The sequence below is a fragment of the Flindersiella endophytica genome (assembly GCF_054779015.1).
In genome coordinates this window covers 284461-297497 of the sequence record NZ_BAAGYY010000023.1, presented here as the reverse complement: position 1 = coordinate 297497, position 13037 = coordinate 284461, and the positions used below count along the sequence as shown (strand labels likewise).

The window sequence follows — 13037 nt, the reverse complement described above, 5'->3', positions numbered from 1 at the left end:
GGTTGGATGGTCGCCATGAGTGCGGCGGAACAACTCGGGTTCGACAACATGCCGCGGCGCCTGGTGCGGGCGACACCGACCAGGTTGACCGGCTGGCTCGACTGTCCGCGCCGTTACCGGTTCACCTACCTCGAGCGGCCCACGCCGCAGAAGGGGCCGCCGTGGGCGCACAACAGCCTGGGCGCGGCCGTACACACGGCACTGGCCCAGTGGTGGCGCCTGCCGGTGGCTCGGCGCACTCCTGAGGCGGCTGGGGCCCTGCTGGTCAACGGCTGGCTCACCGACGGCTTCCGCGACCGTGACCAGTCCGAACGCTGGCGGGAGCTGGCGCGCGAGATGGTCGAGGACTACACCGCCGGGCTCGACCCCTCTGACGAACCGATCGGCGTCGAACGCACAGTGGCGTTGCGAACGCCGGTGCTCGCACTGTCCGGCCGAGCCGACCGGATCGACGAGCGCCTACCCGCACCACCCGGCGACGACCTCGACGACGATCCGGACGCCTGGCCACGCAGTGCGTCCACCGCCGGGCAGAGTCCCGTGGGATCGGTGGCGGGTACCGCGACAGCGACCGGCGCGAACTCTTCCGGTCCAGCGCCGGACACGTCGACCGCCGCCGACCCGAGTCCCACCGGAACAGTGCGCGGCAACGCGACCGCGGCGGACGCGGGCGAGCGTCCACCCGTCGAGCTGGTGATCGTCGACTACAAGACCGGCCGGCACGTTCCGACCACCGACGACGCCCGCGGGTCGCTCGCGCTCGCGGTCTACGCCGCCGCCGCGCAGGGCACCCTGCGCAAGCCGTGCCGCCGCGTCGAGCTGCACCATCTCCCGTCCCGTACGGTCGTGAGCTGGCAACACACCACCCAGTCACTCACCCGCCACATCGAGCGCGCCAACGCGATCGGCGAAGAGGTCGCCGAAGCCGAAGCCGCCTACCCCGATCTCCACGGCGACGAGGTCGACACCGTGTTCCCGGCACGCCCGGGTCCACAGTGCCGCTGGTGCGACTTCGCGGCCCACTGCCCGCAGGGCCGCGAGGCCTTCCCCGCCCGTCGTTCGTGGGAAGGACTCGCCACCGACGAGTCCGGACCGGCCAGAGTGGGGGTGCGGGAAACCTGGAACGGATAACCTTGCGCTCATGAACCCGTCGGACCTGTTCCAGCGTCCACGTTTCTTCCTCGGCGTCGCCACGATCATCGCCGCCGTGGTCGCCGGGCTCTACTCCTTCGGCATGGCCAACGGCGTGATCACCAAAGGCATCTGGCTGCTGGTACCGGTCGCGGCGCTGGCGTTCCTCGGCATGCGCGCCGACAAGACCGGCCGCGGCTGGCTCTACCTGCTGATCTCGTGGGCGTTCGGGATCGTCGCCTACGGCGCGTTGTTCCCCGGCGCGTTCTGACGTCCGTCGACGGCGGCCAAGAACGTCGCCAGCACACGCCGGGTCTCGTCCGGCTGGTCGACCGCGGCCGAGTGCCCGGCTCCGGCGATCACCTCGAAGTCAGCCGACAACCGCTTGGCCATCTCGATCTGTACGGCCGGCGGCCAGCCGTCGTCGTCCTCACCGAACACCACCAGCTTCGGTATCCCGATCGCCGCGAGCTCGTCGACCAGGTCCGGCGCGTCGACCAGGTGCCTGGTGATGGCGGCCAGCGACACCGGCGCGTTCGTCACGAACCGCGTACGCAGGAACGCCTCGATCTCCGGCGGCGGCTCGGCCAGCCCGCGCCCGCGCTCGAGTTCGCGCTTGGCGTCGTACACCTTCTCCAAGCCCATCGTGGGAATCGCCTCCGCCATCAGCCGCAGCATCGTCGTCTGCTCCTCGGCCGTGAAAGCGCCGGGTCCCGACGACAGCAACGTGAGCGAGGCGAAGGTGTCCGGCGAGCCGAGTACGGCAGCCCTTGCCACCAGCCCTCCGAACGAATGCCCGAGCAGGTGTACGCGGCCCGCACCCAACCCGGCCGCGATCGCAGTCGTGTCGCGGCCGAGTTCGGTCAACGTGTAGGCCGCCTCGTCGTCCGACCCCGCGGTCTCGTACTGCCCACGCTGGTCGATCGCGACGGCTCGGTGACCGGCATCGGCGATCCCGGCCAGAATCGCCAGGAAGTCTTCCTTACTTCCCGTCCAACCGGGTATCAACAAGACGGCGGAACGCTGTGCCTGGCCGAGGTCGTTCCATTGACTGTGTGTCGCTTCCAGGGCAGCGAATTCGCCACGCGGTGTGACCAGCCGGGTCGGGCATACTCCATCCGGCAACCGCAGGTTTCGAGGCGTGCTCATGATCGATCACGATAGGCCCGCAGGCAACACGGGGTGAACGTCGGCAGCGGCGGACCGTTAGAGTGGTCTGCGGCCGAACGAGTCGGAGGGAGAGCGATGAGGCACGCCGCTTCGCGGTACCGCGTCCGCCGTGGGCGCGTAGCGGCAGCAGTGGCTTCTGTGCTCACCATCGCAGTGGCGGTGATGGCCGCTGTCGGCGTACTCGACTTCAAGCCCACGACCCTCAACGCAGCCGCCGACGACGGGTCCGGCCAGAGCCAGAACCGCGCCGTCGTCGACCGGGCGGCCAAGCTCGAGACGCCCGAGCCCGAGCCCACCGACGTCGCCGGCCAGGGATCGCCGACCGACAACCAGACGCCGGATCCGACCGACTCCAAGGCGGACCCCGCCCAGCCGTTACCCGCCGGGTCCGGCAGCGGAAAGCGCGTCGTCTACACACTGGCCGGCAACCACGTCTGGCTCGTCGACGCCGAAAACCAGGTGGTCCGCAGCTACCTCGTCTCCGGCACCCGCTTCGGCCAGGTGAAGCCCGGAAACTACGACGTCCTGCGCAAGAAGCGCTACACCACGAGCTACCACGGCACGGAGCGCATGGAGTTCATGGTGACGTTCACCGAAGGGCAGAACGCCGCCATCGGCTTCCACAACATCCCCGTCCGCATCGCCGACGACAAGCCGGTGCAGACGCCCGCACAGCTCGGGCAGTCCTTGTCTGACGGCTGCGTACGCCAGAAACAGGAAGACGCGGCCTTCCTGTGGCAGTTCTCCCAGGTCGGCACTCCCGTCATCGTCGTGCCGTAGCCACGGTCCGCCTGCCTCAGCCCTCCGCATCTTCCGAATCGGCACTCTTCCTGTACGCAACGCCGTGCTTCGGGCGTTGCTGACGATCTGCCCGCTTAGGCCGTTGCGGAGCTGCCTTAGTGCTGGCCTGCGTGGTCGCCTCGGCCGAAGCTGGGCTGTTGTGCACGCGACGACGGCTGCGGCTGTGCCGGCGGGCTCCACAGCGCATGATTGTCCTGTCGTAACCACGGTTGGCTGCCTCAGCCCTTTTGCGTCGCCGGCGCACATGCGCACGCACGGTGGCTGTGCTGCGGCATCCGCAGAGCGCTGTCATCGTCCCGCCGGAGACGCATCGTGCCTGCCGCGAGCAGGTGGGAAACCCACCCTGCGCGACAGGCACGATCTGGCTAGTTCGGCCCCTTGCGGAGACGCTTACTCGCTCGCCGGCGTGGTCGCCTCGGCCGAGTCCGCGCTCTTGCGTACGCGACGCCGGTTACGGCTGCGCCGCGGGCGTTCAGCGGCAGCGGACTCGCCACCGCTGCTCTCCCCGGGCTCCACCGCGCCGCCTTCGGGAGCGGCCTGCTCGGCGCCGTCCACGGGCACGCCGGCGCGCAGCCGACGCCGCTGACGCGAGCGCCGCGGCGTCGTGTCCTCGGCAGCCTGCTCGCCGGTGCCACCGCTCTCGGCCGCACCTCCGCGCCGACGGCCCGGCCGCCGGTCACGGTCGCGCCCGCCGCGGCCACCACGATCACCGCGGTCGCCACGGTCACCGCGCTCCCGCGTACGCGACGAACCGCCGCTGGACGGGCGCGGCTCGCCGACTCGCCCGGTCGCCGCCTTGGGGATCCCGAGGTCGTGGAACAGGTGGTCGGAGGTGGAGTAGGTCTCGGTCGGCTCGTCGAACGGCAGGCCGAGCGCGTTGTTGATGACCTTCCAGCGGGTGAGGTCCGGCCAGTCGACGAACGTCACGGCCACACCCGACGCGCCGGCACGGCCGGTACGTCCGATCCGGTGGAGATAGGTCTTCTCGTCGTCGGGGCAGGTGTAGTTGACGACGTGCGTCACGCCCTCGACGTCGAGGCCGCGAGCGGCTACGTCGGTGGCCACCAGCACGTCGATCTTGCCGGAACGGAACCGCTCCAGCGCCTTCTCACGCGCGATCTGCCCGAGGTCGCCGTGGATCGCCGTCGCGGCGAAGCCACGGTCGGCCAGGTCGTCGGCGACCTTCTGCGCCGCCCGCTTGGTGGTGCAGAAGATCATCACGCGGCTGCGGTTCTCGGCCTGCAGGATCCGTGCGATGACCTCGGCCTTGTCGAGATCGTGCGCACGGTAGACGAACTGCGCGGTCGCGGGAACGACCTGGCTCTCGCCCACCGACTCGGCGCGTACGTTGACCGGATGCCGCATGTGCCGCCTGGCCAGCTGGACGATGTCGCCCGGCATGGTCGCGGAGAACAGCATGGTCTGACGCATCTCGTGGGTCAGCTTGATCAGACGCTCGACGTCCGGCAGGAAGCCGAGGTCGAGCATGCGGTCGGCCTCGTCGAGTACGAGGATCTTGACGTGCGCGAGGTTGAGGGTTCCGCGGTCGGCCAGGTCGAGCAGCCGGCCGGGAGTGCCGACGACCACGTCGACGCCGGACTTCAGGGCGTCGAGCTGGGGCTCGTACGCGACGCCGCCATAGACGGTCAGCACGCGCGCTTTGCGTACGGACGTGGCCAGAGTGAGGTCGGCGGCGACCTGGACGGCGAGCTCCCGGGTCGGAGCCACGACCAGGGCCTGCGGCTTGCCAGGTGCGTCGAGGTCGGCGTAGTCGCGGTCGTCCGGGGCGACGATCCGCTGTAGAAGCGGCAGCCCGAACGCGAACGTCTTGCCGGTGCCGGTGCGCGCCTGTGCGATCAGATCGGTGCCCGTCAGTGCGATCGGGATCGCCATCTCCTGAATCGGAAACGGCTCGGCGATCCCCACCTTTTCGAGGGCTTCTACGATCTCCGGCAGCGCGCCTAGTTCTTTGAAAGTGGTCAGAGTGCTTCGCCTAACATGGGGGCCCGGGGTCACCCCCAGGGACGGTAGAGCGCTGCTCGAGCCTGCCTCGAGCGCATCTCGCTCTGTCTGAGTCATTCGGTAACCAGGCCGGATCACCTGGTAGCAGTCTCCGAGTGTAACCGTCAAACGCCTGGCAGGCGCACGTATGCGGCTCTGAGCGCTGCTTATGACACTCGGCGATCCAGTCGGTGCGACTTGTAATGGACAATTGTAGCCGGTGCCGCTTCGATTGGTCCGGTATTCCGGCTCTCGGCGGCTTGGCTTTCTCGGCATCTCCCGGCGGATCAGGGCTGGGCGGGGAACGTCCCTGACGACAATCGCCCGCCCGGGGCCGATACTGGTGTGGTGACGGTGATCGACGACTACATCGCCGGGCTGGAAGCCGCGCTTCGCGGGTCCCGGCGTACCAAGGCCGACCTCCTCACCGAAGCCCGCGACGGGCTGACCGACGTGGCCGACGCGTACTACCTGCACGGGCTTTCCCGCTCGGAGGCCGAGGAACAGGCGGTGGCGGAGTTCGGGACGGTGGCGGAGCTCGCGCCGCTGTACCAGCGTGAGATCGGGCTGGCACAGGGGCGGCGCACGGCACTGCTGGTGGCGCTGACGCTGATCATCCAGCCGATCCTCTGGACCTACGTCTGGGACGCCCTGATCGTCCGCGGCAACGACCAGCGCCTCCCGTTCATCGACCTCGCGACGAACTACCTCGGCTCCACGTCGATCGTCCTCGCGCTGGTAGTCGCCGCCCTCTGCGGCCCGCGCGGGCCGAACGTGCCGGCGCGCCTGGGCAGGGCGGTGGGAGTCTTCGGCTTCATCGTGGCGGCGATCTTCAGCGGCCTCGGCCTGGTCTCGACCCTCATCAGCCGCGACCCCAACCTCCCAACCGCGATCGGCCCGCTCTGCCTGACCGGCTTCCTCCTGGTCCCGATGGCATTGGTCGTGCTGTCGTCACGCCGCTGCCTGGTCGCCGGCTAGCCCACCCAGCGCCCGCCTCGCCGGCACGGGCCCGGCGGGGCACTTGCTCGCCCGCCACCACCTAGCCACCGCGCGCTGGTTATTCGCAATGCCGATCCGGCGTCACGTGCCACGCTTGCCCGCTTGTCCGAGCTGACTGCGACCGGAGCGGTGCCGCGACTCGCGCTGACCACCTCATGCGACGACCGCATTTTGCGGCTACCGCAAAATGCCAACCCGGCATCCACACACGACAGCAGGATTCGGCGCGGCGAAACTTGCGGATACCTGAGGAGTCCCCAAAACCTCGGACCGAGGGGTTCAGCCGCCGAACGACTCGAGGCGCGAGGCCGAGCTCTTCAGGCTCGCCGCCATCGGGTCGGTTTGGTAGTTGAGGTCCTGGCCCTCTTGGTGCCACACGATCACCGACAGCGCCATGCCGCGACGTACCAGGCCAACGACCTCGATCTCGCCGGTCGTGTCCGAGGTGGTCTTCTTCGCCACCCACCACCGCGCCGTCCCGCCGTCAACCGTGACCTCGGTCGCCGCCGACTGCGGCTGGTTGGCCCAGGCGCACGAGCCGATCCACCCGGAGTACGAGTCGAACGCCGTCCCGGCGGCCTCGCTGGTCTCGAACACCCCGACCACGTTGTCGCCGACGACGGTGGAGCCGGCCGGTCCCCAGGAGTAGTCGCGGCGTATGACGCTCCGGGCACCCAGCCCCGCCAAGCTCCCATCCGCGCACACCGAGGCGTTCATCGCGCCCTCACCGTCGGTGTCGCCGGTCGCCGACCAGGTCTCGGTCGTGTCGTTGACCGTCGGCATCAGGTCGCTGGTCAGCAGCGCCGCAGCCGTCAGTTCGGGCGGCGTCGGTACGGTCGTCGAGCTCGTAGGAGTCGGGTCGGTCGGCCCGGGTGTCTCGGAGCCGGGTTTCGTCGGTGTCGGAGTGACCGAGCCGGCCGGCGTGGTCGCCGTAGCCGTCGCGGTCGGAGCCTTCGGATCGTCGGACGACGGATCGTTGTTCTTGTGCGTCGACTCGCCGGTCCTCGGGTTGCTGCCGTCCTTGCCGCCGCCCTCGCCGTGCGAGTCCTTCGACGTCTCGCTGCCATCCTCGGAGCCCGCGGACTGCGTCTTCGAGTTCTGCGCCGCCGTGATCAGCGGAGACTGCCCGTCCTGCCCCGGAAACCGACCGGTCGCCGCCACCCCCAGGACACCAACGCTGAGTACGAGAGCCAGCGTGCCCGCGGCAGCCTGCTGCCGCCCGCGCTGCTGCCCACGGTGCCGTACGGCGGAGGCGTCAGACCAATCCACCTGGTCGACGTCGGACCGCAGGCGCGACAACTCGTCGTCTACCTGCCGTTCTTCGTCAGCGGGCATTCTGTCTCTCCTGTTCGGGCGCCTGCTGCGGACCGTCCTCGCGCAACAACTCCGCGAGAGCGGTACGTCCACGTGAGAGCCGTGCTTTCACCGTGCCGCTGGCGACCCCCGTTTCGCGGGCCACCTCATCCACCGAGAGTCCGACCAGGTGATGCAGGACGATGGCGCGCCGTTGCGCCTCTGGGATCTCCTTCAGCGCTGTGACCAACGCCACGTTGTCCGGGCTCGGCTCCGGCGAGTGAGCCGGCGGTCCGTGCCTTGCCATCGCGGCGATGCCGTTCTTGACCTTGCGCCAGCGGCTGGCGGCGACCCGCCATGCCACCGTACGAAGCCATGCCTCCGGATTGACGTGCTCCGAAACCTTCGTCCAATGCTGCCAAGCCCTTGCGTACGCCTCCTGAACGCAGTCCTGGGCGTCGGCGATGTTCCCTGTCATCGCGTACATCTGATGGAGCAAGCGCCCCCGCGTGGCGTGGTAGAAGGCGTCGAAGTCGTCGGCGCTCTCCATTAGCCCTCCACCTAGCCGACTCTCACCTTCAGATGACACGGGACCTGCCCACGAGGTTGCACTGGGTTTCGGCAAGATCGCCACCAGATCGGAGTCCGGGATCCGGGCTTTCTGCGCTGCATCGCCTCGCGCAGGGACGAACTTATCTTTGTTCGGGTGCCGATGGCGAGGGGCGATCCGGTGCCTGGAACCTACCTGTGACCATTCACCAGCGGGTTCGCGTCCGTCAAGTGGGCCGGTCAGGCTGAGTACAGGTCGGGTGCATGCAGATGCTCAGAGTGCTTCCGTCCTGCTGACGGGCATCTGGCGGTGGCAGCTGCTGCCTGTGTCGAGGGCTCATCCGGTATCCGGACGGCGTGTCTCGGCCGGGATTCTCCGGGACCGGCTGCGACCATGACGATGATGACCGAGTTGATGCCTGGCCGGCTTGAGAACACTCCGCCCGACGACGGAGATGGTCCGGCCGCGTCATCCGGAGCTGCCACCGCGCCCACTGGTCCGACCCTGCGTCCGGCGTCGGTCGCCGGTGTACTCGCCGCCGGCTGGGCCGCGGTAGCCGGCATGCTGGTCTGCTCGGCACTCGCTGTGATCGGATGGTTCGCTACGGACGGTGGCACAGCCGGGCAGGCCGTACAGGTCGGTGTCGGAGGGTGGCTACTGGCTCACCTCGTTCCCGTCGAGCTCGCAGAGCGTGGCGACTTCGGCCTGACGCCGCTCGGACTGACCATGATCGCCGCGCTCGTACTCCTGCGGGCCGGGCGCTGGGCGGCCGAGACTTCTGTCTTACGCGGGGCACGGGACGTCGCGGTCGGTGCCGGCGTCCTGGCGCTCTCGTACGGTGCGTTCGCGGCCGCTGCGGCGGCGCTGGCTCGTTCCGGCGAGACCGGACCGCAGCCGGTACGCGCGTTCTTCACCGCCGGACTGTTCGCCATGTGCTGCGGTGGCGCCGGGATGGCGCGGTCGGCGCGGTTGTCGCGGCGGGTACGCAAGCTGGTGCGCCGGCTGCCGGTCGAGGTTCGCTCGGCGCTGGCCGGGGGACTCGTAGGGCTGGGCGCGCTGCTGCTGGCCGGCGGTGTGCTCGTGCTGATCGGGCTGCTGGCACACGGCGGGCGGGCGCTGGACCTGCTGGGCGGACTGCGCGCCGGCCCGATCGGCGGGGTGCTGGTGGTGCTGGCCTGCGTGGCGTACCTGCCGAACGCCGCCATCTACGCCGCCGCGTACACGCTCGGTCCCGGCTTCGCGCTCGGCACCGGCACTGTGGTCGCGCCGACAGGCGTGGTGCTTGGCGCGCTGCCGACGTTCCCGCTGCTGGCGGCCGTACCGACCGGTGAGCCGCCGCCCGCGTGGCTGATGAGCGTCTTCGTGCTGCCGCTTGCCGCGGGTGCCTACGGCGGCGTGGTCGCCGCTCGGCGGTCAGCGCGTTTTGCGGCTACCGCAAAATCCGGTGACGGCATCGTGCCGGTGCCGCGGCTCGAGGTGGTCGCGTTACGCGGCGCCCTGGCGGGTGCGGTAGCCGGAGCTGGCTACTGTCTCTGCATCCTGCTGGCCGACGGCGCGGCCGGCCCGGGACGGATGGCGCGGTTCGGCCCGGACCCGCTGGTCTGCGGGCTGGTGGCCGTACTGACGTTCGTGATCGCCGGCGCCGTGGCGGCAACCGTCGATCACGTACGCGTGTACTGGCGCAACGCGCCCACCGACCCGGCCGACTCCGAGTACGGCCCGGCCGAGGACGATGCCGGCGGCGAGGGCGCTACTGAGGTTCGGTGACCAGTCCGCGCTTCTCCAGGCTCTCCTTGAACTCGTCCACGCACTTGGTCTGGGCACTGTGCGTGTTGGCGCCTTCGAGGCACGTCATGTAGGTACGGGTTTCCGTCCAGAACACCGCAAGCGACACCGCGATCACGGCCGAGATCATCGTCGAAACGATCCCGAGCACGATGCCTGGTACCGCGCCAGGGCTGAACACCGACTTCCGCCGCGCGAGTCTCCGCCCCATGACCCCGACCACGATCGCGGCGATGCCGAGAATCAGCCCGAACGGGGGGACCAGCAGCGTGAGCAACCCGATGATCCCGAACGCGAGCGCCCAACGCCCAAAGCTCCGGATCTTCTTCAGGTCGGCCTCGGTCGGCTGCGCGACAGGCTCCGCCTGGCTGGACGGGGATCGCTGCCACCCCGACCCTGGCTCAGCCGGAGTCGGCGCCCCGGCGAACGGCTGCCCCGTCCGCCCGAACACCCGGTCGGAATCGACAGGCGCGGATGTCCCTCCGGGCGGAATCGGCGAAAGCTGCGGAATGGCCGACTCGCCGTCAGCTCCTCCCGCACCCGACTGCCCGGCGTCCGCCTCGGTCTGACCCGCGCTCTGTTGCTCGCTACCCGCGCCGGACTGGCCTGTGCCCTGCTGGTCGTTCGGCTGCGGGGATGTAGCCGGCTGTGCTGTTCCGGCCGGCTGCTCCTGCTGGTCGTCACTCGCGCTGGGCTGGTCGCTGCCCGCGTCGCGCTGCGGGTCCGCGGCGGACTGGCCTGTGCTCCGCTGGTCGCTCGGCTGCGCTGACGTACCCGGCTGTGCCGCTCCGGCCGGCTGGCCAGGCTGTCCACCACCCGGCCGGTCCGCGTCTGGCTTGGCCTTGGCCGCGCCCTGGCCGCCCGCCGGCTGCGGTGTGCCGCGTTCGTCCGCGGCGTCACCGTTCGTCGCCGTTGGTTTCGTCGGCGGCTCTTCGGGACTGCTCACCAGGCTCCTCCTGTCGTCCGGTCATCTGCGCTACCGGTGCGGTCTCTGTCCAAGTCTTTCCACGCGTCGGTCCGCGTCTGCCACGTCGGCTCCGACCCAGCGGGCTCTGCCCGCCACCGGACGAACCCGCTCCTCCCGATATCGTGTCGAACTACTCAGCCCAAGGTTCAAGGAGGCCGCCCTGCCCGCCCGACTCGTCGTCCTAGTGTCAGGCTCCGGCACCAATCTGCAAGCGTTGCTCGACGCTACGCAAGACCCGTCGTACGGCGCGCAGGTCGTCGCGGTTGGTGCGGATCGGCATGGCATCGAGGGCACGGCGCGCGCCGAACGCGCCGGCATCCCGACGTTTGTCGAACGGGTGCCTGACCACCCGACCCGCGACGACTGGGACGCCGCGCTGACCAAGGCAGTCGCAGCATACGAGCCGGACCTGGTGATCTCCGCCGGCTTCCTGAAGCTCGTCGGCAAGCAGTTCCTCACCGCGTTCGGCGGCAAGTACCTCAACACCCACAACGCCCTGCTGCCGGCGTTCCCAGGCATCCACGGCCCCCGCGACGCCCTCGCGTACGGCGTGAAGCTCACCGGAGCCACCTTGTTCCTGGTCGACGATGGTGTCGACACCGGTCCGATCATCGCGCAGGTCGCGGTACCCGTCGAGGACGACGACACCGAGGACACCCTCGCCGACCGGATCAAGGAAGTCGAGCGAGCACAGCTCGTGGAGTACATCGGCCGGATGGTCCGCGAGGGCTGGACGGTTTCGGGAAGAAAGGTCACCATCCCGTGAGCACCGTGAGCGACACACAGCGGCCGGTTCGGCGCGCACTGCTCAGCGTCTACGACAAGACCGGTTTGACCGAGTTCGCGCAGGGCCTCGCGCAGGCGGGCGTCGAGCTGGTGTCGACCGGCTCGACCGCCGCGACGATGGAGGCGGCGGGCGTACCAGTCACGCGGGTGGAGCAAGTAACCGGTTTCCCCGAGTGCCTGGACGGGCGGGTGAAGACGCTGCACCCCGGCATTCACGCCGGTCTGCTCGCCGACCTGCGCAACTCCGACCACGAGCGGCAGCTGGACGAGCTCGGCATCGCACCGTTCGACCTTCTGATCTCCAACCTCTACCCGTTCACCGCGACGGTCGCCTCCGGCGCGAGCCAGGACGAGATCGTCGAGATGATCGACATCGGCGGGCCGGCGATGGTGCGTTCGGCTGCGAAGAACCACGCGTCGGTCGCTGTCGTGGTGTCGCCCGAGCGGTACGCCGACGTACTGGCGGCCGTCACGTCCGGCGGTTTCACGCTGGAGCAGCGGCAGCGACTGGCGGTCGAGGCGTTCGTGCACGTCGCGAACTACGACGTGCACATCGCCTCGTGGATCGGCAACGTCGTCGCGCCAACCGATGAAGGAACCGGTTTCCCCGCCTGGATCGGCGCGACGTGGGACCGCAAGGCGGTGCTGCGGTACGGCGAGAACCCGCACCAACCGGCCGCGCTGTACACGTCGGGGTACGTCACGCAGCCCGGTCTCGCCCAGGCGGAACAGCTGCACGGCAAGGAGATGTCGTACAACAACTACGTCGACTCCGACGCGGCGCGGCGGGCGGCCTACGACTTCACGCGGCCGTGCGTGGCGATCATCAAGCACGCCAACCCGTGCGGGATCGCGGTCGGTGCCGACGTGGCTGAAGCGCACCGCAAGGCGCACGCGTGTGACCCGGTGTCGGCGTTCGGCGGTGTGATCGCGACCAACCAGCCGGTCAGTGTGGCGATGGCCGAGCAGGTCGCGGAGATCTTCACCGAGGTCGTCGTGGCGCCGGACTTCGAGCCTGGCGCGCTGGAAATCCTCAGCCGTAAGAAGAACATCCGGTTGCTGCGTAGCGCGGCGGCCACGCCTGGCGGGGTCGAGACGCGGGCGGTGTCCGGGGGCCTGCTGATGCAGCACTCCGACGCGATCAACGCCCCTGGCGACGACCCGGCGACCTGGCAGCTGGTTGCCGGGGAACCGGTTTCTGACGCCGATCTGGCCGACCTTTCCTTTGCCTGGCGCGCGATTCGCGCCGTCAAGTCCAACGCGATTCTCCTCGCGTCCGCCGGCGCGACGGTCGGGGTCGGCATGGGCCAGGTCAACCGGGTCGACTCGGCCAAGCTCGCGGTGGCGCGCGCCGGTGACCGGGCGGCGGGTTCGGTGGCGGCGTCCGACGCGTTCTTCCCGTTCGCCGACGGCCTGCAGGTCCTGCTCGACGCCGGTGTGAAGGCGGTCGTGGAGCCGGGCGGCTCGGTACGCGACGAGGAAGTGATCGCGGCTGCGAAGGCGGCGGGCGTCGCGCTGTATTTCAGTGGCACGAGGCACTTCTTCCACTAGACA

At 69.6% G+C, this 13037-nt stretch carries 12 protein-coding genes; 7 read left to right on the top strand and 5 right to left on the bottom strand.

Features of this window, described 5'->3' with window-relative positions:
• Positions 1-15: 15 nt before the first annotated feature.
• A complete protein-coding gene (locus ACYVF6_RS25700; protein WP_460525085.1) occupies positions 16-1131 on the top strand; it encodes a RecB family exonuclease in 1116 nt (371 codons plus the stop codon).
• Between the two features lie 10 nt (positions 1132-1141).
• Positions 1142-1402: a hypothetical protein gene (locus ACYVF6_RS25695; RefSeq protein WP_460525084.1), complete on the top strand. Its 261-nt coding sequence runs from the start codon at positions 1142-1144 to the stop codon at positions 1400-1402.
• Here ACYVF6_RS25695 and ACYVF6_RS25690 read toward each other — a convergent pair.
• On the bottom strand, positions 1372-2280 hold the full coding sequence (locus ACYVF6_RS25690) for an alpha/beta fold hydrolase (RefSeq protein WP_460525083.1): 909 nt from the start codon (positions 2278-2280) through the stop codon (positions 1372-1374). The two genes, ACYVF6_RS25695 and ACYVF6_RS25690, sit on opposite strands and share 31 nt — an antisense overlap.
• Positions 2281-2439: 159 nt before the next feature.
• Between ACYVF6_RS25690 and ACYVF6_RS25685 the strand changes: the two genes are divergently transcribed.
• On the top strand, positions 2440-3081 hold the full coding sequence (locus tag ACYVF6_RS25685; RefSeq protein ID WP_460525082.1) for a L,D-transpeptidase: 642 nt from the start codon (positions 2440-2442) through the stop codon (positions 3079-3081).
• A gap of 411 nt (positions 3082-3492) precedes the next feature.
• On the opposite strand, the gene ACYVF6_RS25680 is transcribed toward ACYVF6_RS25685, so the two are convergent.
• Entirely contained in the window at positions 3493-4995 is a 1503-nt protein-coding gene (locus ACYVF6_RS25680) for a DEAD/DEAH box helicase (RefSeq protein WP_460525081.1), read from the bottom strand.
• Positions 4996-5451: 456 nt separating this feature from the next.
• On the opposite strand from ACYVF6_RS25680, the gene ACYVF6_RS25675 reads away from it, so the two are divergent.
• Complete coding sequence (locus ACYVF6_RS25675; RefSeq protein ID WP_460525080.1) at positions 5452-6081, top strand: permease prefix domain 1-containing protein; 630 nt, start codon at positions 5452-5454, stop codon at positions 6079-6081.
• 300 nt (positions 6082-6381) lie between these two features.
• On the opposite strand, the gene ACYVF6_RS25670 is transcribed toward ACYVF6_RS25675, so the two are convergent.
• Positions 6382-7437, bottom strand: coding sequence for a hypothetical protein (locus ACYVF6_RS25670; protein WP_460525079.1), 1056 nt, complete (start codon positions 7435-7437; stop codon positions 6382-6384).
• Positions 7427-7945: a SigE family RNA polymerase sigma factor gene (locus ACYVF6_RS25665; RefSeq protein WP_460525078.1), complete on the bottom strand. Its 519-nt coding sequence runs from the start codon at positions 7943-7945 to the stop codon at positions 7427-7429. The genes ACYVF6_RS25670 and ACYVF6_RS25665 overlap by 11 nt, the downstream gene beginning before the upstream one ends.
• A gap of 393 nt (positions 7946-8338) precedes the next feature.
• Here ACYVF6_RS25665 and ACYVF6_RS25660 point away from each other — a divergent pair, with 393 nt between their 5' ends.
• Entirely contained in the window at positions 8339-9712 is a 1374-nt protein-coding gene (locus ACYVF6_RS25660) for a cell division protein PerM (RefSeq protein ID WP_460525077.1), read from the top strand.
• Here ACYVF6_RS25660 and ACYVF6_RS25655 read toward each other — a convergent pair.
• Complete coding sequence (locus tag ACYVF6_RS25655; protein ID WP_460525076.1) at positions 9696-10676, bottom strand: DUF4190 domain-containing protein; 981 nt, start codon at positions 10674-10676, stop codon at positions 9696-9698. The genes ACYVF6_RS25660 and ACYVF6_RS25655 overlap by 17 nt on opposite strands.
• A 235-nt stretch (positions 10677-10911) precedes the next feature.
• Here ACYVF6_RS25655 and purN point away from each other — a divergent pair, with 235 nt between their 5' ends.
• Together purN and purH are read left to right on the top strand one after the other, a co-directional pair.
• A complete protein-coding gene (gene purN, locus ACYVF6_RS25650; RefSeq protein WP_460525075.1) occupies positions 10912-11463 on the top strand; it encodes a phosphoribosylglycinamide formyltransferase in 552 nt (183 codons plus the stop codon).
• 5 nt (positions 11464-11468) lie between these two features.
• On the top strand, positions 11469-13034 hold the full coding sequence (purH, locus tag ACYVF6_RS25645) for a bifunctional phosphoribosylaminoimidazolecarboxamide formyltransferase/IMP cyclohydrolase (RefSeq protein ID WP_460525550.1): 1566 nt from the start codon (positions 11469-11471) through the stop codon (positions 13032-13034).
• Positions 13035-13037 lie beyond the last annotated feature (3 nt).